Annotated in this window: 21 protein-coding genes and 3 pseudogenes; 11 read left to right on the top strand and 13 right to left on the bottom strand. The window is 59.2% G+C overall.

The genetic code is table 11. The features are described 5' to 3' along the window. On the bottom strand, positions 1-106 hold a 106-nt coding region (locus OWC48_RS47310), incomplete at its 3' end, for a thiamine pyrophosphate-binding protein (RefSeq protein ID WP_368860694.1). A 389-nt stretch (positions 107-495) separates the two neighbouring features. Here OWC48_RS47310 and OWC48_RS45195 point away from each other — a divergent pair. The 3 genes from OWC48_RS45195 to OWC48_RS45190 all read left to right on the top strand — a co-directional run bounded on the left by OWC48_RS45195 (position 496) and on the right by OWC48_RS45190 (position 1988). Then, positions 496-732 carry a hypothetical protein gene (locus tag OWC48_RS45195; protein WP_282525815.1) on the top strand — a complete coding sequence of 79 codons (237 nt, stop codon included), beginning with the start codon at positions 496-498 and terminating at the stop codon, positions 730-732. Positions 733-1188: 456 nt separating this feature from the next. After that, a complete protein-coding gene (locus OWC48_RS47305) occupies positions 1189-1440 on the top strand; it encodes a hypothetical protein (RefSeq protein ID WP_368860693.1) in 252 nt (83 codons plus the stop codon). Positions 1441-1661: 221 nt separating this feature from the next. After that, on the top strand, positions 1662-1988 hold the full coding sequence (locus OWC48_RS45190) for a hypothetical protein (RefSeq protein ID WP_282525814.1): 327 nt from the start codon (positions 1662-1664) through the stop codon (positions 1986-1988). Positions 1989-2106: 118 nt separating this feature from the next. Here the strand turns inward: OWC48_RS45190 and OWC48_RS45185 are convergent, their stop codons facing one another. Together OWC48_RS45185 and OWC48_RS45180 are read right to left on the bottom strand one after the other, a co-directional pair. Continuing rightward, a complete protein-coding gene (locus OWC48_RS45185) occupies positions 2107-2532 on the bottom strand; it encodes a hypothetical protein (RefSeq protein WP_282525813.1) in 426 nt (141 codons plus the stop codon). Positions 2533-2552: 20 nt separating this feature from the next. Further along, on the bottom strand, positions 2553-2774 hold the full coding sequence (locus tag OWC48_RS45180) for a hypothetical protein (protein ID WP_282525812.1): 222 nt from the start codon (positions 2772-2774) through the stop codon (positions 2553-2555). A 127-nt stretch (positions 2775-2901) separates the two neighbouring features. Here OWC48_RS45180 and OWC48_RS45175 point away from each other — a divergent pair, with 127 nt between their 5' ends. After that, positions 2902-3252, top strand: a complete 351-nt coding sequence (locus tag OWC48_RS45175; protein WP_282525811.1) for a hypothetical protein — start codon at positions 2902-2904, stop codon at positions 3250-3252. Positions 3253-3306: 54 nt separating this feature from the next. Continuing rightward, positions 3307-3525 carry a hypothetical protein gene (locus tag OWC48_RS45170; protein WP_282525810.1) on the top strand — a complete coding sequence of 73 codons (219 nt, stop codon included), beginning with the start codon at positions 3307-3309 and terminating at the stop codon, positions 3523-3525. 668 nt (positions 3526-4193) lie between these two features. Here OWC48_RS45170 and OWC48_RS45165 read toward each other — a convergent pair. Next, positions 4194-4505, bottom strand: coding sequence for a hypothetical protein (locus OWC48_RS45165; RefSeq protein ID WP_282525809.1), 312 nt, complete (start codon positions 4503-4505; stop codon positions 4194-4196). A 472-nt stretch (positions 4506-4977) separates the two neighbouring features. On the opposite strand from OWC48_RS45165, the pseudogene OWC48_RS47635 reads away from it, so the two are divergent. After that, positions 4978-5082: pseudogene (locus OWC48_RS47635) on the top strand (IS110 family transposase); the annotation flags it as partial. A gap of 88 nt (positions 5083-5170) precedes the next feature. Here OWC48_RS47635 and OWC48_RS45160 read toward each other — a convergent pair. Continuing rightward, positions 5171-6340 (bottom strand): sensor histidine kinase, encoded by a 1170-nt coding sequence (locus OWC48_RS45160; protein ID WP_282525808.1) that lies wholly within the window; start codon positions 6338-6340, stop codon positions 5171-5173. Between the two features lie 311 nt (positions 6341-6651). Then, positions 6652-6804 carry a hypothetical protein gene (locus OWC48_RS45155; protein WP_282525807.1) on the bottom strand — a complete coding sequence of 51 codons (153 nt, stop codon included), beginning with the start codon at positions 6802-6804 and terminating at the stop codon, positions 6652-6654. A 239-nt stretch (positions 6805-7043) separates the two neighbouring features. Between OWC48_RS45155 and OWC48_RS45150 the strand changes: the two genes are divergently transcribed. Next, entirely contained in the window at positions 7044-7232 is a 189-nt protein-coding gene (locus OWC48_RS45150; protein ID WP_282525806.1) for a hypothetical protein, read from the top strand. 402 nt (positions 7233-7634) lie between these two features. On the opposite strand, the gene OWC48_RS45145 is transcribed toward OWC48_RS45150, so the two are convergent. The 4 genes and pseudogenes from OWC48_RS45145 to ligD all read right to left on the bottom strand — a co-directional run bounded on the left by OWC48_RS45145 (position 7635) and on the right by ligD (position 9854). After that, positions 7635-7901: a hypothetical protein gene (locus tag OWC48_RS45145; protein WP_306664767.1), complete on the bottom strand. Its 267-nt coding sequence runs from the start codon at positions 7899-7901 to the stop codon at positions 7635-7637. Between the two features lie 13 nt (positions 7902-7914). Then, complete coding sequence (locus tag OWC48_RS45140) at positions 7915-8238, bottom strand: hypothetical protein (protein WP_282525805.1); 324 nt, start codon at positions 8236-8238, stop codon at positions 7915-7917. Between the two features lie 72 nt (positions 8239-8310). Further along, positions 8311-8769 (bottom strand): small heat shock protein HspD, encoded by a 459-nt coding sequence (hspD, locus tag OWC48_RS45135; RefSeq protein ID WP_282525804.1) that lies wholly within the window; start codon positions 8767-8769, stop codon positions 8311-8313. A gap of 178 nt (positions 8770-8947) precedes the next feature. Beyond that, positions 8948-9854, bottom strand: a pseudogene (gene ligD / locus OWC48_RS45130) (non-homologous end-joining DNA ligase). A gap of 1605 nt (positions 9855-11459) precedes the next feature. On the opposite strand from ligD, the gene OWC48_RS45125 reads away from it, so the two are divergent. Both OWC48_RS45125 and OWC48_RS45120 read left to right on the top strand, forming a co-directional pair. After that, on the top strand, positions 11460-11888 hold the full coding sequence (locus OWC48_RS45125) for a septal ring lytic transglycosylase RlpA family protein (protein ID WP_282525803.1): 429 nt from the start codon (positions 11460-11462) through the stop codon (positions 11886-11888). 686 nt (positions 11889-12574) lie between these two features. After that, positions 12575-12808 (top strand): hypothetical protein, encoded by a 234-nt coding sequence (locus tag OWC48_RS45120; RefSeq protein ID WP_282525802.1) that lies wholly within the window; start codon positions 12575-12577, stop codon positions 12806-12808. Between the two features lie 1375 nt (positions 12809-14183). Here the strand turns inward: OWC48_RS45120 and OWC48_RS45115 are convergent. Then, positions 14184-14405, bottom strand: a complete 222-nt coding sequence (locus tag OWC48_RS45115) for a GntR family transcriptional regulator (RefSeq protein WP_282525801.1) — start codon at positions 14403-14405, stop codon at positions 14184-14186. 731 nt (positions 14406-15136) lie between these two features. Between OWC48_RS45115 and OWC48_RS45110 the strand changes: the two genes are divergently transcribed. Beyond that, on the top strand, positions 15137-15610 hold the full coding sequence (locus OWC48_RS45110; RefSeq protein ID WP_282525800.1) for a hypothetical protein: 474 nt from the start codon (positions 15137-15139) through the stop codon (positions 15608-15610). Between the two features lie 1085 nt (positions 15611-16695). Next, positions 16696-16962, top strand: a complete 267-nt coding sequence (locus OWC48_RS45105) for a glycosyltransferase (RefSeq protein WP_282525799.1) — start codon at positions 16696-16698, stop codon at positions 16960-16962. A 25-nt stretch (positions 16963-16987) separates the two neighbouring features. Here OWC48_RS45105 and OWC48_RS45100 read toward each other — a convergent pair whose 3' ends face one another. Next, on the bottom strand, positions 16988-17185 hold the full coding sequence (locus OWC48_RS45100; protein WP_282525798.1) for a hypothetical protein: 198 nt from the start codon (positions 17183-17185) through the stop codon (positions 16988-16990). A 42-nt stretch (positions 17186-17227) separates the two neighbouring features. Continuing rightward, positions 17228-17472: pseudogene (locus OWC48_RS45095) on the bottom strand (NYN domain-containing protein); the annotation flags it as partial.

Genomic DNA, 17472 nt, shown 5'->3' with positions numbered 1-17472 from the left:
TGGCGCCGAACACGCCATTAATGCCGTCACCGGGGTAACCGAAGATATGGCGGACGCCCCATTGATGCAGACGTTGGACGATGAAGTCGGAGACGGTCTGGGACATCTGGGCAGCCATTACGTTGCGCCACCCGGAGAACCATGGCTGCCACTTATAGTTCCTGCGGGCACATTGAGCGATCAAACAGTACCGGAATCGGCCCCCGGCAATCGGAGTTCTTCCTCAACAAGCCGCACAGCATCGGGCCGAACCGAACCACGAGTGATGTCCCCTGAGGCTGATCTCTTTTATCGTATCCTGTTCGCGGGACGTTCGGGGCCCGTTCTCAAAAACACAACCTGGAAACGCGTTCGCGGTTGTATCTGAGCGTTTGGGTATATTCACGGCCGGAACACGTCTCCTTTTCTGAAGTTAGAGACTCGTTGAGTAAGGTGGGTAGACTGCCCGCCGCTGGCCCCCTACACCGGCGGCGCGCTTTTTGTGAGTTGCGTAGAGTGGCAAGGCGTACCAGACCGGCGATGCCGGGCTTCATCAAGCCTCAGCTCGCCACGCTCAAGATGAAAGCCCCGGCGGGCCAGGACTGGATTCACGAGATCAAGTATGACGGCTACCGCATCCAGCTCCACATCGACGGCGACACCCGCAAAGCCTTCACCCGCAACGGTCACGACTGGGTCAAGCGCTTCTCGACCATTGCTGGCGCCTTCGACCTTCCGTTCCATCGACGGTGAGGTCGTGGTAGTCCATGACGGCCGCACCAATTTCTCCGAATTGCAAGCAGAGTTAGATGGAGGCCGGCAGGATCGGTTGCAATACTACGCCTTCGATCTCCTCTGGCTCGATGGACAAGACCTTCGGAAGGCGTCTCAGCTCGCCCCGCAAGGAGCTGTTGAGGGAGCTGTTCGAGACCTGCATCGAACATCCCGCGCTATACAGCGAGCATGCCGAGGGTGATGGGCACGAACTCTTCAAGACGGCCGCCCGGCTGAACTTCGAAGGTATCGTTTCAAAACGTGTTGACGCACCGTATCGATCGGAGCGGACCGAAGCTTGGTGGAAGGTGAAGACGGTCCAGCGCGACAAATTCCCCGCTGTCGGTTTCATCAAGATCCTACCGGCGTGGCCGTGCTCTACCTCGGCAAGCAGGACGGGAAGGATCTGCTGTACATGGGAAAGGTTGGGACAGGTTGGAGCCGAACCAAATCTGCAGAGATCCGCAAGGCGCTCGACACTGTAGTCAGCCCGAAACGAAACTCACTAAGCCTGTCAAGAAGCCCAAGGCCACATGGGTCGAGCCGAAGTTCTATGCGGAGGTGGAGTACCGGGACATCACATCAGAAGGGCTGTTACGGCCAGCTCTTTCAAAGGCCTCACTCGCAAATAGGAACAGCGACCGCCGGACCACGTTTTCTCGTCATATATATAGGCAGCACTATTGAGGACTCGTTCAACATCGCTTGGGGCTTCCTTGAAAAGTCAGGGGAGCTTGGCGAAGTTGAAGCCGGTCGTGCCTGAGCAAGTAGGATGCCAAGAATCGCGGCTTAGTTCCGGAATTAACGCCGCGCGACGACATCAAGCTTAATCCGCGTCTTCGATTGCATCGCAGCTACGGAGCGCTAGCCTACCTAAACCGGACATTGCCCTTAGTCCGGGTCCCCAAGTGGCGAAGCCGTCGCGCCATCATATTCGACGCGACGGCTTCGTTTTACTGCAGGTCATTCATTTGAAGCAGCAGACGTACGACGGAACGCTTGATCTGATCGAGATGCGTCGGCAGCTCACAGCCCTGCGATCGCAACACTCGGACAACCTTTTGATAGCATCGCTATTGAACCGCTTCCTGGTGAAGGTCGCGTTCCTCTCGGAGCCCGAAGACCGGGAACATGAACAGTATCTCCGATCCGAGTTTGCGGAGACCATAAAGAAGGTTCAGGCGATCACGTCGCTACCTGCGAAGGGGTCAGCCGTCACTAAGCCATCAAAGTAACACTAACGATCGTGTCTCCCTTGCGCTCACTGGCGGCGTCGATGCTCAATGCAGTCGCGAGGTCGTCCTTGTTTTGCGTCCTGGCGCCTCGCGGCGAGGGCTCCCGCATGAGCTACCATCAGTAGGCCCTGCGCACCACTCTAGGCCGCGGGACCTTCGGAGAGAACCTGTTGGCAAGCGCGAGGGCGGCCATTTCGTCGGTTTCGAGCGCGATTTTCTGGGCGAGCATCACATCGCCGGCCGCTAAAGCGCCTTGGGGAATGAAGCACCAGCCGGTCTCGGGCTGTCCGGCTTCATCAAGTCGCACAACATTACTGACGGTGCCATAATGAACGCGATATCGGCGGCCAGTGTGAGAGCCAGTGACTTCGAAACAGCCTTCGGCGTCGAACTGTGCGCGCTGATCTGGCGACAACCAATCCCGGAGAAGACGACGCGAACGCGCTTCCGGCCCATTTTCTTCGACGAAGCTTCGATAGAGTGCGCGCAAGGCGTGCAAGCTCGCCCGGGTGCTGCTCGCGCCGCTGCGTCTGAACAGAAACATTTGCCGTGCCGCGAAGTCGTCTAACCGCCGACGAGGCGCGGATAGAACAACGTTTCATCCGCAATCGGATCAAATATCCGCACAACCTTGAGGTCGCCCCCCACCGTGCGAGCGGCAGCGGTAAATCCCTGACCGGTCAGCTTCTTGAAGCGTCGCTCAGCTTCGGCCAGCCGCTTGGGGTCTTTCTGCTCAAAAAAATGTCTGCTGTCGCCTCTGCCGTTCATCACGATTTGGGTAGCCATGGAAGAGAACTCCGCAATGCCTAGTCTCTGATGAGGTAAGAAACCTCGCGGCGCTAAAAAGTGTTCCTAAATTCGGCGTGCCTTTCGGGTAACTGTCAGTTCGTCTGGCGACGCTCAAAATCAAGACTTGATCCGCCGCGATCTGACGCCGGCCCAGCGCGCGAAGCTTATCGCGAAGCGGAAGGCGGCTTATGAAGCGGTGCATCCGGAGACGAAGCCGACGAAGGCGGGTGGTCGCAATCGTCGCCAAGGTGGCGACGACGTCGCCCGCTTCACCGCCGACACGGCAGCCAAGACTGGCAAGCCAGAAAGGACGATCCAACGCGACGCGACCGGCGCGAAAGCGCTGGGCTCCGATCTAGACCGCGTCGCCGGGACGTCGCTGGACAAGGGCGCCGAACTGGACGCACTCACGGCGATGCCAGCGGCAGTTCGGCGCCTTGATCCAAGTCGCCAGTTGTCTCAATGGAACTTTTGAGCTTGAATTCCCCCTATTAGGGATGCGCGGAGTAGTGGGGTGGATATGAACCGATTGCAGAAGTTCATCGAGCAGGGTGCATATGGCGAACGACCGGGGCGCACCGCCTACGCCTTCGATGCAACAACTCTACCCGAAGCAACGAAGGGTCTCGATTGGCGGCCCGTACGCGACTTCAGCCCAGCAGATGAAGTTTTGCGCGATGCAGACCTGAAGCGAGTGTTCCAAGCTGCGATCAAGCATGGGTATGCACTTGTAAGCCCAGCCACCTAAAGATCCGAGGGCCCATACTCCCGCTAATATGTCGATGCAAACAGCTGGTGCTGATGGGCAGACGCTACTCGCGCGCGCTGTCAGGGCGTTCTTCGATCGCGAATACCGTATCCATGGTGACACCGAAATATCGAAGCCTCGTGGGAAAGCCTGACGTCGGCGACTGTGGCCCTCATCTTGCCGCTATCAAGATGAGTGCTGTGCTGCCCTTGGACCAATATTCTGCACGCGCCTGCGCCGCGCCGTATTCATCAGCCAACCGCCTCTTTGCCTGTGCTTCAATATCGAGGGCGTCGGCTTGCGCGGCGTACGACCCGCGGCGGAAATCGGGGTAGACCACAAGACGGTTTCGAAGGCAACGAAAGTGAACCGGGGACCAGTTGAGAAGCGCACCGGTCGCGCCGCAAGAGGCGAAAGGCAACTGGTTCGCGGTCGAACGGGGTACGCATACGCCGCAGATGTGGTGTGAAGCCCGCAGAAGAAAGGGCCGCTTGTGAGGCAGCCCTGTCCAAAGTCATGACGCCGGTCAGAAGCGAGCAACAGGAACTCTTTCGTCGAGTTTGCGGCAAAGTTAGAGCCCAAAGTTAAAGCCCTGGGATCGTCACCTAAACGTCGCGCGGACCCGGGGGTGACCAGCTCGCCATCGACGTAGCGTGTTGCTAACGGCCCTATTTCGGAGCGCCGGTCTGGCTACTCGAACCCGTGGTCCGCTCACCTCCCGGTCGGCCCGGAGGATGGGTCGAAGTACCCGGCTTGTCTTGATCCGCCACATATCCGGACTCTCCAGAGTTGCGTGTCTTTACTCCTTTGTCTGCATCACGCTGCATCTGCTCATTCGGCTCGCTAGTCTTGAGCCCTTTGTCTACATCACGGTGAATCTCCTCGTTGGTCTGCTCGCTAGGTGCGGCCTGTTGCGCCGTTGCTTGGAAGGCAATCGCGCTTCCGGCAACTAAAATCATCGCGAGAGTTGCGATTCGCATGCTTCTTCTCCACTGCGTCCCCCCATCCTTTTAAAACGCACGAGCTGTCCGACGTTTCCTAGCTCCGCGATGCCGTTCTCTAAAGGTACTTCAGACGGTTCAACACATCGGTGCGATAGAGGCACCGCAGTGCCGCCAGTCGTCCTTGTCGACTCCACCCGAAAACCTTCCGGCATGCGCGGCATTCACCTTCGCCAGCAGCGTTGCGGGCCGGGCAGGGTGCGACAGCGCCCCTGGGGCCGGATGGTTCTCGTAAACTCAGCCGAGATCGTCTCAGTTGACGCATGTCGTGGTCGTTGCACCAACCCGGGATTTCCCTTGTTGGGCATCAGGCGACTCCGCACAAATGCAGCGGTAGTCGAAGCGCCTTGTGGCGTTGGTAGCGATGAAGTCTTGCTGTGCAGAAGGGACATCAGCGTCGGTATCGGCTGCTCGCTGGGCCAGTGCGTCGGTGACCTCGGAAGTCGCATCGCGCGACCAGCCGAGTTGCACGGTAGCTCTGGAGGCATGTGGCGGACCCCGCTACTGGGCCCGGCAGCTCGCGCAGCTTGGCCATGAAGTTCGGCTGATCCCGCCATGGGCTTTCAGCTCAGGGTAGTTGCAAAAGAGACGACGCTCTAGAACGGGCGCCGTGTAGCCGGCTTCCTTCAGCAGTCCCCCTTTTATCATGTGATCAGAGGAAATGTGAGCCTTGTTGTTGTGCCCGCGTCGCCGCTTTTCTGATCGACGGTGCCGCCAATTTGTCTCGCAAGAGAGGCAATCAACTTAAGGCCCGACCCACTTTCGTTAGGGTTTTGAATGCCGCGTCCGTTGTCGGACACTGTCAAACGGGCCTCGCCAAACCCGACGCCTCCTACCAAGTTCACTTTGATCCTGCCGCCCTTTGCGCCGAACGCATGCTTGATGCTGTTCATCGCGGTCTCGTTCAGGATCAGGCCAACCGGCAAGGCCCGGTCCATGGTCAATTCGAGTTCGTCGCACTCGACATCGACTTCGATTTCCTCAACTTGATTGCGGATTGCGCTGCACAAAGCCCGGATGTAATGGGAGAGTCTGACAATCTGGCCTTCTTGACGAGGAGCAAGCTGATCATGTGCCAACGAGATGGCGTTGATGCGGCTCGCCACGTGGTCCAAAGCGCGGTGAGATTCTAGATCAAGATAGCGGCGCTTTTGAATGGAGATCGACGATAGAACGAGCTGAAAGTTGTTCTTGACCCGATGTTGCATTTCCCGAAGCAGAATCTGCCCCTTTTGAGCTGCGGCAATCGCAGCCATAAGGCGCGCATGTTCATCCGGCCGCGCGTCGTGGCGCAGCGCTGCTCCTATCAGCGCGGCGGCGGCTGTCAGAAACTCGGTCGTATCCTGCGAGAAGTCTCTCGGTGTGGTGCTATCCACTTCCAACACGCCCCAGGCCGCGCCGCCAATCAGCACCGGAACATTGCTGACGGCGACAATGCCATGCTCCGCCAAAAGCTCGGAGCGAACAAACTCCCCCTGCTCGGCGAAATTTCTGATGCTGACAGGCTCGGCCGTTTGGAATGCGCGGCCAGGTGGCGACCGAAGGTCAGCCGAGAGCGCGGCGGTGCGGACGACACCCTCCTTCCAGCCGACACCCGCAAGCAACAGTAGGTCGGACGAGTCTGCACGATATTGAAGAACCTTTACGTGGTGGATTTCCACGGCTCGGGCAATTTGGAGCACAGCTTGGTCCAAAAAGCGCTCGATATCGGCGTCGTCCATCGAAAGACGACCAATATCGACCAAAATGCGGATGTGGCGCCGGAGTTTATCCAGGGCGTCGCCTTTAGTCGCTTCAATCGAGCGGTCTTCCATTAGCCTTTAACTTCTTGCTTGCCGTATGGTGCCTAAGCTCCTTAATTCCGTCGAGCATGCGACCTAGCGGGGCAAGCCTCTCCGCAGATCGGGTAGCGAATGATCCAAGCCCGTTGAGAGCCGGTGACCCGATGCGAGTGTCGCTACGCGACCGTTGTGTGAGGCCCCAATCCTGGGGCCGGCCAGCAGAAGACCGCTCAGGGCAAAGGCGACCTCGCACGATTTCGCTCGACGTCGGCGGTCTCCGATCGGAAGGTCGCCCACTTCTCAAGCCGACCAGCGATCCTGCTCTTCCCTGTGAGCATGCTCGTTTAAGCGTACCGGGCGGACAGGAGATTGCAGCACGGTCTCGAGGTCGTGTCCGCCTCATCCGTCTCGCGCCAGGCGCAACCGGCGCGCGCCGAAGTCTTCGAGATGTCGCGATCGAGGCGGTCGGCCGGCACGATCGAGGGCGAGGAACGCATACGCTACTCCGATACCACAAGGGCGGAGAGAGGCCCCGGCTCCAGGGGGGTCAAGGGGGTTAGGAGGGGCCCCTCCGCCAGCTCTGGCAGCAAGCCAGCGGCGACTCAAATATTCGCCCGCCCTTCTGGTTCCTTTGTGCTAGCCAATAGGGCCTGCCGCGCCGATCGTGCGGAACGTCGCAGCACACGCCGCAGGCGCTGTCTTAGGGCAGCGCCTGCGGCTCCCCATTCGACACCTTATGTTCGCCACCGCATTGTATTCGATGAGCCACGCTGATTTTGTAAAGTACCTTCTTCAAGCGAAAAATTGCCTGGATGAGGCTGAAAAGACGACGCAAGAGGTCGACAAGGAGGCGTGGCTGGAGCTTGGAGAAGAATGGATGGAGATGGCGCGCAAGGCTCAAAGGCAGAGGCTGTACGAGCGCTAAGGCTGCGGCTGGCGCCGTACCGAGTTGTCGCTAACGACCCAAGGAGGGCGCTGTGCCGGAGCGCCGTAGAGTGAAACAAACTAGCCAAGCTCAAAGAGCGAGCCAATAGTTGCCCGCAGGGGAGGAATAGGATTGCCGAGACGGGCGCACATCTGAGCGACCGGGTGCGCTCGCCGGGCCTGCAGCCGCCCAGATGAGACTTCGGAACATTTGTTCATTTTGATACTTTGGAACATCGACATGTCACGCGGGTGGTTCGATGCTCCAAATGATTTTGATAATGGCAGGGCTCGGTTCCGCTCTGATGGGCGTCATAGTCATCGCATTCGAGTGGCGCGCGTTGGTCGGGTACTGGCGCGTCAAGAAGCGCCCGCAAACCCGATGGACGTGAAGTAGGGCCCCTCAGTTGGCGGCCTCTTTAGTTAGCGTGAACTCATACTGCGGCACGAGCAGCAAACCTCCCGTTTGCAGTGGTCGACCGAGCTGCTCCTTGAGGGCGATCGGGAAGGTCGAAGCGGAAAGGCTTTGCAGAGCAGCCTCCTCCTCGAAAAGGCGCCGTTCGATGAAATGGCGTTCCAAAGGCAGAAGCTTGGTACGCAGGAGCCGGCGGTAGCGGCTGATGTTGTTGTGATGGGCACGAAGGCGTGCCAAGTTCTCGTCCATCATCATCTGGCCTCCGAAACTACGCCGCCGCAGCCGCACGTTCGGTCGAACGGAGACGGTAAGGCTTTCCGCCGGGGGGCGTTCGGGGGCCACCGTCCAAGGCGCGCAACGCGTCCAAGATCTCGTCGATCGACACCGGCTTCTTGAAGCCGGCAGGGGCCCGCATTGACGGGCAAGAAGCGATCGTGGACGCGTCGGACGCCCATGATGCCAGGATTGCGCGCTTCTCGGCCAACGTCAGGGCCGGATGATCCAGCACGTCTCTCGGTGCTTCAAACACCGTGCCGGGATGAAGAAGAGCGTTGAAGTCGAAGACATTGTCGTGAGCGGTCGTCGGCCGCATGGTCGTCTCCTTTTCATTGACGAAAGGATGGGAGCCGCACGATTAGTCGCCACGGCTCCAAGGGCGCCAGCGCTATGCGGCAGCTTTGGCTTCCAGCTTACGCATGTTGCCGGCCGAGACATCGCCGATCGCAATCCGGCGGGGCTTCATGGCTTCCGGGATCTCGCGAACGAGTTCGATGGTCAGCAAGCCGTTGTCGAACGCGGCGCCTTTCACCTGGACATACTCTGCGAGGTTGAACTGCCGCTTGAAACCGCGGGTCGAGATACCGCGATAGAGGAAATCACGCTCAGTCTTGTCGGATTTGCTGCCTTCGACCGTCACCACGTTCTGCTCGGCGGTGATGACGATGTCGTCGGGCGAGAAACCCGCCACCGCGAGCGAGATCTGATAGCGATCATCCGCCAGCCGTTCGATGTTGTAGGGCGGATAGTTGTCCTCGCTGGCCCGCTGAGCCACTTCAGCGAGGTCGAAAAGGCGGTCGAAACCAATGGTCGAGCGCCAGAGGGGGGCAAAATCGTAGGTGCGCATAGCCAAATCCTCCTAGGAGCAAGATGTCTACGAGCGGCACCGGACACAACCGGTGCCCGTCTCTTGGCCGGGCCCGTCAGGCGCCCGGATGCCATCGTCAGATGGCGACAAAAAAATGAGCAAAGCCGATTTTGGTTTCAAGAGGGGGCTGAAAAAATTTCGCCGCTTCGGGCAGCCGTTACAGGTCGTCGCGCAACCCCTTGAAGAAGGGATGCCGCACCTTGCCCTCGGCCGACTTCGCTCGGTACTCGATCTCAGCAAGCAGCTTCGGTTCGACCCAGATGCCTTTGTGCGCAATCCTCTTGGCATAGGGCTGTGTCTTCCGGACCAGCGGCTCGAGGCGCCGCAGCTCGGCCGCCGATGTCTTGTCGAAGCCGTGGTCGACCTTGCCGGCATAGAGCAGGTCGTCGCCCTTGCGCCGCGCGAGACACATGCCGTCCCTTTCGCCATCATCGAGCGCGAAGCCAGCAATCGTCAGGGTCTCACTTTGGGTTTCACCCAATTATTGCTGCGGCCCACCGGGTACACGCTGTCCCGAACCTTCGAGACGACGCCTTCGAGCCCGACCTTGCAGGCATGCGTGAACATCTCGCGGCCGTCGATCTCGAAGCTCTCGCTGAACTGCACGTCGCTGCCAGTGATGATCTTCTTCAGTCCGGCCTTGCGCTCGAATAGCGGCACCTTCCGGATGTCCCTGCCGTTGAGATAAAGCAGGTCGAAGGCGACGAGTACGATCTTAGTCGAGGCGCCCTTCAGCTCGTTCTGCAAGACGGAGAAATCGGTGCTGCCATCGGCGGCCGGCACCACGACCTCGCCGTCGATGATGGCCGAGCTCGCCTTGATGTGCCAGGCGTTGTCGGCGACCTTCTTGAAGCGGCGGGTCCAGTCGTGACAGCGGCGGGTGAAAACCTGCACCGCTTCGTTGGCGAGATGTACCTGGACACGATAGCCGTCGAACTTGATTTCATGGATCCATCGATCGCCCGCCGGCACGCGGTCGATCGAGGACGCAGCGCGGGCTCAATGAAGCCGGGAAAGGGTGCCTTGACGCCCGGCGCTTCCGGCTTTTTCCGTTGGAAGGCCATCGTTACACCAGGCGCAGACTGAATTGCTGCAGATCTTGTGGTGAGTAGCGATCCACAAACTCCTGCAGGTACGACGGCACGTCCCTCAGTTGGTAGATTGCAACGACGCTGGATCTCGCGGGCGATGGCCCCGGAAACATCTTCCGACCACCGCTCTGCTGGGTTGAAGGCAACAACCCGGATCGGCTGGCGATATTCTCCGGCAAGCAGATCCTGGATGACGGTTTCCACCGCCCTCTCCAAGTCTGCTTCGCACCAGGTGCTGCCATTGCGGCCGGAGTTATCTGCGACCAGGTAGACAGTCTCGTCGCCGTTCGGGCAATCGAAAAAAGCCGTCGTAACTGACGCATAAGCAACTCACGCAACGGAACCGGGATATTTTGACGAAGGTCGATTCGTTCCTCAAGCTAAGAAGCAAGACGGGTCCGGTTTAGTGGCCTCAGGGAGGTAACATGGCGGTCAATAAGCCCACTGGCGACAATGCGCGCAAGGGTGCGGTCAAGAAGCGTTCGCAGACAAAGACAACGTTGAGCGGAGCGTCCGCTTTCACCAAGCGCGACAAGGCGAGTTCATGGGTGTCAAGAAGCCCGCGAAGGGCAAGAAGGCCGCAAAGAAATTCAAGGGCGTGCGAGTCGAGAAGAAAGCTAAGAAAACCGCCAAGCGAGCCCGCTAGGGTCGACGGTTGGCGTTACCGCGCGGGCTCGGTGTTCGGCTAAGGCCGCCAGGTGAGGCGGCCTTACTCATCCCAGATGCGCTCGCCGCACTTTTCACATTTGAAAAGGCCGACTGTCTTTCCCTGCTTGGGATCGAGGAACTGATGGGCAAGTTGAAGTGGGGTGGCGCACGCTGGGCAGTGAAGAAACCGATCTCGCTGCGGTGTCTCTCGCTTGTCGTTCATGCGTCGTCTCTATCGTACCAACGCAAAATCGTACCAACGCAAAAGTTTGAAGCCCTCCTTTTGTTCCCCAGGCTTTGGAGTCGGACCACGCCAGAGTAAACCGGCGTCGGCTGGACATGCTTTTCCACACGGCACGCGGTCACTGAAGAGCCTATTATTGTACAGTTGGTCCAAGTATTCCTTGCGAATCTGGCCGCGATTGGGGAAAATGTGCAACGCGCGCCTGTTTGAGGGCTGCGCCGAACGGCCTCAGCGTCCGAGCCAGCCCCGGAAACTGCTTGAGGCCGTTTTGCTGTCTCGTGTCACAAATCTGTGGCACAGCCATTGCAAACCAAAACCAACTGGGATTTCAGTGCTCAGTTTGAGAATAAAACGCTGCCGGGACGTGTATTTCGAGCCCGGCAGCGTTCTAATTTGAGGCTAATGGGACAGTCCACCAGCCGGCGGGCTATTTGGGAGAGGATGGATTTGCGATCATCTCACCAAGGAAGATATAGCGCAACGAACAGCGCGAGGCCGGCGAGAATTAGTCCCCAGATGAGCGGGCTGACGGTTGCGAAATGATCCAAAGTGGTCCCTTGGGCTACGACAAGATGCTTACGCGCATCAGAGGCGAAAGTAAGAGCGAAGCTGGCGCACCTCCAGCCCGCCGGCAGTCCTTTGCGACTTTGAGCAACCCGGCCTGCTCCAGATCCATTGTCGCGAATGTGGCTTCGCTGAGCAAATCTTCTCAAGACGGCGGCGTTCTAGAAGGTGGTCCCTCTTCATCCACTTCCGAATACTCAGCGCAATACCCCTGGGAATGGCGCACCAACGCTAACCGAGCGACGAGCTGGCCAGCGGCCGCGGCCGAGATCTGCGAGGCCTCCCAATACGGCTGCGGCGACGGCTACCACGGCCGCCGCACGGCATCCGGCGCCAAGTTCAACACTTACGGGCGGGATCCTTTCACGATCGCGCACAAGACGCTGCCGTTCGGCCGCGAGGTGACGATCACCAATCTCGCCAACGGCCGCGCGATCCGGGCCGTGGTGACCGATCGCGGGCCGTTCGTCCGCGGCCGCTGCGTCGATCTCGGCCGCGCCGGCGCCGAGGCGCTCGGCATGGGCGGCACGGCCAGGGTCAGCGTCCACTGAGCGCCGATCGCTGTCCTTTGCAATGCGGGAGGCTTCTCCGCGCAGGAGATTCCTCAAAATGAAGTAACGGCGCAAGTTCAGTCCGACGAAAATGAAAATCTTGTGGCGCAATTGGTGCGGGAACAAGTGGCAATTCCACGGGTTTTCAATCCGTTCGTGTTGCATGGTTATGCGCCGAGGCAACGATGAAGACTAAGCTATCCGGGAAGTTGTCACACTACGCTAAGATGGAGGCCTCAGCTCAGCAATTTTTCAAGGAGGCGACGGCCTGCCGCGAGGCGGCGACTCGGAGCCTCGATTAGGTCGATCGAGAAGGCTGGTTGAAGCTTGCGCACGAATGGACTGAGCTCGCGCTCGCGGCCGGGCGGGGCCAGATTTTCCGCCGGGATTAGCGATGGATGCATCCCGGCAGGACGTGTCGATTGCTGGATTGAGCCCCCGAGCACAGACTGCCTTGCGCCGCGCCTTGGCGGGCCGCACGGCCACGCGGGAGAACGTCCAGGCGCTGACGCAGCGCGACCTCTTTATGCTCGTGGGCGTTGGCCGGCGGACGTTGAATGAGATTGTTAGCTGGGCGGCGAACGGCCTGCGATTTCCACGCGGGTAGCGAGGCGCAGGCTGAATTGCCGAAGATCATGCGCACCATAGCGGTCGGACGCGGTGCGCAAAACATATGGGAGTAGCGTATGCATTCCTTGCCCTCGATCGTGCCGGCCGATCGCCTCGACCGCAACATTGCTGATTGCCGCGAACATGCTGATCACTACAAGAGACTTTCTGACCACTACAAGAGACTTTCTTCCGCGAGCGGCATCTCCAAGGACCGCGCCGCCGCTCTGAAAAACATTGCCCGAACCTATGTCGGTTTGGCCGGGCAACTCGATAGGCTGGCGTCCCTTGCGCGGAACGAGCGAAGGTAGGGTGCCGGCATGCTTGCGCCGGCTCTCATCTGACAGTCTGGCGCCTCCGGAATGACGCGAAAGCCACCTCACATCGTCGTCGAGGTCGGGAATCCTTCATCGTTCTCAGGACGTGGGAGCAAGTGCGGAGAGACGGCCCCGGTTGACAGGGGAGTCAATGAGGTAGGCAGGGGCCGCTCCGCCAGCTCTGCCGGTGAGCAAGCGATGACTCAAAAATTTTGGCCCCTTTTGGTTCCTCTTCCTGAAACAACTACCGACCTGCCACCGGGAAACTTCGGTATAGGCGCATGGTGCAGCCTTGGTGCGTCCCAGTCAGGCTCGCCTATCCAAGGCCGCTCCCACCGGTATGCCTTACAAATGTTATTGACGAAACTGACGTAGTCGGGAAAACTCGGCAAAACCGGGGAAGCTGGCAGATTTCATTTCGAAAATTTTGAAACCCGGAAGTGAGGGCCGCTGTACACAAAGCAGCGGCCCTTTCTTGTCCGCGACGCACGTGCTGCGTCGGCGCTGGCCCATGTTGCCTAATTCCAAAGTTAACAATTGGGAGGCGAAACCAAGCCTCGCTGATAGTAGTTACCTGCAATCTGGAGCTTTGCTGAGCCGGCATTTTACGGAATCCCATTTTCGGTACGGGGTGTTTTTACTGAAACAATCGGGGCGCAGACAAATTATCCGCTAGTCAGCAAAGCCTTAGGCCGGCGCGCCGCCGCGCTCCGCGGATTTTTCCGGGGGGCGCGCGCCAGCTTCGCTTCCTCGCGCCGGGCTATTTTGAGTAATCGCTTTGCCTCCACGCGGAGCGCCTCCGCACGGCGAGTAAGCCGATCAGCGGCCGCGCGCAGCTCCTTGACGCGAAACTTGCGGATCTCGCTAGACGTCGCTGCGAGCTTGCCCGACAGATCGCCAGAAAACGGCCGCCGACGCCTTATTTCGCCAGGGAGGTCGTCTGACCGCGGGGTGGGGGTGTTCGAACGCATGGGCAAAGCTCCCAGCGGGTTTCTGTCGCGCTGCCGATCGCAGGTGGCGTGCTCGGGCTGTTGGCTTTCGCCATGGAGGCCCAACAGCACGAGCCGGGAGTCGAATAGGGGCGTTAGACCGGACTTCAGCTGGCGCGGGCCTGACCCGGCCGCCCCACTAGCCTGCTCGGAGCGCCCTCAAAGCACCAATAGGTCACCCAGTTGGAAGCCCACATTCGTTACAATGAAGGCTCTGCTCGCCTCGCATGTATCGTCCCCGGCGCGAGTTGGGTAAAGGCTCCCCTTAGGACAATAAGCATTCTGAAACTGCGTATTTATGACCACAGCTTAGAGCGTAAGGATCAGCCAGACCATTAGACCGGCGTTGAGAGCGCCTACCGTGACAATGCCCGCCTGGATTAGCCGCGGTTTGGGGTGTAATCGAGCAGCCCTTCCGATGCGAGCTCCTGAAGCGCTGCGCGCACCGGCGTCCGCGAGACGCCCAGCAGCGTCGTCAGCTTGACTTCGTGCAGGCGTTCGCCGGGTTCGAATTCGCCGGCGAGGATTGGAGCGCGAACGGCATCGAGAACGGACTCGAACCGTGTGGAGGAGGACGTTTCGGGGGCTGACAGGGCGGTCATTCGAATAAAAGTCCGAATCCCGACAGAGGAGAGCGCTTATGGCGAATGCAGGTGTCAAAGGCCGGCCGATCGCTGTGCATTCGTGTCGGCGATCGCCGACTTCGACGCTTACGACCTTGTCAGCAATGAAGGCTTATTTCTTGTCAGGCGGACCGCTCTTGTTTCCGGGAAGGCCCTTGACGCCTGAGCTGTCCTGCTGCTGGACAGCGGAGTTGGCAGCGCCAAGGGTAATCGCGTTTGCAGGCGGGCCGTTCAGGACTTTCGCTCAATCTTCCGAGCGGCGGTCCCCGATAGAGCCGCACAAGCGGTCAGATCCAGCACATCACAGTAGGGCGCATTGACGCCAAGCAAAAAATCGCTCCAACCGTTGCCGGAACGCTCGATCGTCGAAGCCTTCCTCAATTAACATTGCTGGTGCACTTTCCGAGCCGCTCTCCAAATAGTCGGCTTGTTTATTTGCGCGAACGTTTACGGGCGAACCCGGTTCGCCGGAAGCCACGCTCTCCTCGACCGTGGATCCGAGATACGGAACGAAAAATGATCTTACCGATTACATTGGTTGGTCCAGGCGGAGCGCGACGAGTGTTTTTTGATGTTCTGACTTTCATGAAGGAAGTTTTCCTGGCGGAAAGTCAAATAGAACATCTTTTAGGACCCGGTTGGCGTGAGTACGGGGTTAATCGGGTCGTTCTCCAGCCCCGTCTCGCATGGAGCTTATCCGGGAGACCTGCATGTTCGACTGGATTAAGGTTGACCCCCGACGGAAGAAGATCCGCAGGGATAGGCGATACATTGAAGCGCGTGCGCGACGCTTCTTAAGGAATTACCTGGCGGCGGATGAGACGGGAAAAGATCGATTCTATGAAGCGGTCGAGGGAGCCTCTGCCGCATGTCACCCGGGAATCGCTGATTCCAATGCAGCGGATGCGACCATTGCTGAAACCACTGCAGAGGCAGCACTTAACGTCGTTAAACGACGTGATCAGCGCGTAAAGGGCGGGGAGGAAGCTTCGACAGTATTCATCACCGACGCTTATGCGACAGTAGCCCTTGCATATCGCCGAGCGGCGGGAGCGTACTCTGCTGATTCGGAGATGCAGCGGTTGGGGACTGCGGCGGTGCACCTTCTTACGATCGCAACATCATACAAGACGGCTCAGCACACCATGAATTCTTCGAATGATGAAGCCCGTGACTTGCACTGAAGAAAGTGCAGCTGACATGTTCGCACCCGGACGTGCCGCCGCTGCAGCGGAGCAGATTACAACCCGTCCGGACCGCGCCCGGTTGATGCATGAGGGAGCTTTGGCCGAACCTCCTCCCTCGTGTCTTTCAACGTTCAAGCAACCGCATGCGCCTGTGGTTGTCGCCCATCCTCGACAAGGGAGATAGGTAGGGTGAAGACCCCGCCAATGCATCCTTTTTCGCCAGATACAATTGGGTAGCGCCAAGAGCGGAGAGAGATCCGATAGCCACTCGGACAGCCCCGCCTGTGAACAACAAGCCGGCATTTAACTAGAGCGAGCAAGCTGTTGTTGCTGGACCTGCTGAAGGCACGCCTGGGACAAACCCTCTTCAAACTTAACCTAATACCAAATGCAATCAGCTACCAGAAGTTTCGCACGAGCCCGAATGCGATTTTTGGTCCTCAGTTGACGTTGGTGCATGCTGATTTAGATTCATTAGCTTAAGCGATCACCCTCAGCGATTTATATCTCCACCGGCCTGGGTTTCTGCAGGAGCGGCTCTTAACAGGAGAGGGCGGCCGCACAAAAAACCTCGGCTGGCGTTTCTAACCATGTGACCGAATCTCATAAAGAAAAGCCGCCCGAAGCCGGGCGGCCAGCTCTTAGTTGTCCAACTGCTTACTTCTTTAGGGCGTCCGCCGCATCGCGCGCGGCATCTTTTAGGCCACCTGGTTCAACGCAATCGTGCGTATGTCGTCGGCGGGGGCGACTTCGCTGAGCCGGGGAGGGGAACGATGATTTTGGCGCGGCGCTTCGGTTGAGTAAGCCATGGTGTTCATGCGAACGGACGATGACCGCCCTAGCTTCACTGCTCAGCATTTCGCCAACCCGGCTTGCTCTTTTCCAGACGCTCATCGTGTCTGCGAACCGGCCTGCGCCGCCGGCGCGGGTGCGACTTCTACAGCCGCTTCGATGAATGAGAGACTACCAATGCACCCGTTGCAGGCCGACTTAGACGACAGCTCCAAAGGTTCGGAACGACGGCCATTCATTTCGGTTGCGATCCCAACCTTTCAACGCGCCCTTTTGGGCTGCAACGCGCGATGGAAAGCGTGCTGCAGCAGGACTTCGCCGATTGGGAAATGGTGATCAGCGACGACGAAGGGCTAGTGGGCGAGAGTTGTCGCCTCTTGTCCGAATATGTCAGCACAGAACCGCGCATCCGAGTCGTCGAGACCCGCAGAGGCCGTGGTCAGGTCGAGAACACGAACAATGCGATGCTTGCGTGTCGCGGTCCCTGGATCAAATTGTTGCATGACGACGACTGGCTCGCGCCAGGGGCGCTTACGTCTTTCGCGAGACTTGCGTAAGATCACCCGAAGGCAATAAAGCCCCCTAGTTTGGCGGCCACTTCGTGACTATAGCCATGCCGCATGTGGCCCTAAGCTGATCTCGTAGCGCAACTCGCCGACCGTCAGCTCTTGACCCCGAAGCGGACGCTGCGGCGCCACTCACTAACTTATCGATGAGTTCGGAGGCTTCGGCCTTGTTTAGTTCCTTCTCGGGAAGGGGCTTGTGGGCCTCCTCGGCCAAAGTCTCTTGAGGTACGATTCCTGGGCCCCGTCATCGGAGGGCTCAGTCGCGAGGGTCATTCCCCCTAGGCTCTTGTAAAAACTTTGGCGGATGACCGCGTCCCTCGTCGCGGTCACGCGGGGCCGGGCGTTCGGACGGGTCGCGGCCGAGCTTGGATTGTAGCTCGACGAGGTCGGTGAAGACGTCGGCCTGGCGGCGCAACTCGTCGGCGATCATCGGCGGCTGGCTTGCGATGGTGGAGATCACGGTGACCCGGACGCCGCGGCGCTGGACGGCTTCGACCAGGG

It is taken from the genome of Bradyrhizobium sp. Arg816, from assembly GCF_029989365.1.
Lineage (GTDB): Bacteria > Pseudomonadota > Alphaproteobacteria > Rhizobiales > Xanthobacteraceae > Bradyrhizobium.
The sequence above is the reverse complement of the archived record's forward strand: the minus strand, read 5'-3'. Positions and strand labels throughout refer to the sequence as shown.

Bases quoted from the DNA above. Each gene is read 5' to 3' on its own strand.
- OWC48_RS45185 (WP_282525813.1), bottom strand. From the start codon at position 2,532: ATGTTTCTGTTCAGACGCAGCGGCGCGAGCAGCACCCGGGCGAGCTTG.
- OWC48_RS45180 (WP_282525812.1), bottom strand. From the start codon at position 2,774: ATGGCTACCCAAATCGTGATGAACGGCAGAGGCGACAGCAGACATTTT.
- OWC48_RS45165 (WP_282525809.1), bottom strand. From the start codon at position 4,505: ATGCGAATCGCAACTCTCGCGATGATTTTAGTTGCCGGAAGCGCGATT.
- OWC48_RS45160 (WP_282525808.1), bottom strand. From the start codon at position 6,340: ATGGAAGACCGCTCGATTGAAGCGACTAAAGGCGACGCCCTGGATAAA.
- OWC48_RS45155 (WP_282525807.1), bottom strand. From the start codon at position 6,804: ATGCGTTCCTCGCCCTCGATCGTGCCGGCCGACCGCCTCGATCGCGAC.
- OWC48_RS45150 (WP_282525806.1), top strand. From the start codon at position 7,044: ATGTTCGCCACCGCATTGTATTCGATGAGCCACGCTGATTTTGTAAAG.
- OWC48_RS45145 (WP_306664767.1), bottom strand. From the start codon at position 7,901: ATGATGATGGACGAGAACTTGGCACGCCTTCGTGCCCATCACAACAAC.
- OWC48_RS45140 (WP_282525805.1), bottom strand. From the start codon at position 8,238: ATGCGGCCGACGACCGCTCACGACAATGTCTTCGACTTCAACGCTCTT.
- hspD (WP_282525804.1), bottom strand. From the start codon at position 8,769: ATGCGCACCTACGATTTTGCCCCCCTCTGGCGCTCGACCATTGGTTTC.
- OWC48_RS45120 (WP_282525802.1), top strand. From the start codon at position 12,575: ATGCATTCCTTGCCCTCGATCGTGCCGGCCGATCGCCTCGACCGCAAC.
- OWC48_RS45115 (WP_282525801.1), bottom strand. From the start codon at position 14,405: ATGACCGCCCTGTCAGCCCCCGAAACGTCCTCCTCCACACGGTTCGAG.
- OWC48_RS45110 (WP_282525800.1), top strand. From the start codon at position 15,137: ATGTTCGACTGGATTAAGGTTGACCCCCGACGGAAGAAGATCCGCAGG.
- OWC48_RS45105 (WP_282525799.1), top strand. From the start codon at position 16,696: ATGGAAAGCGTGCTGCAGCAGGACTTCGCCGATTGGGAAATGGTGATC.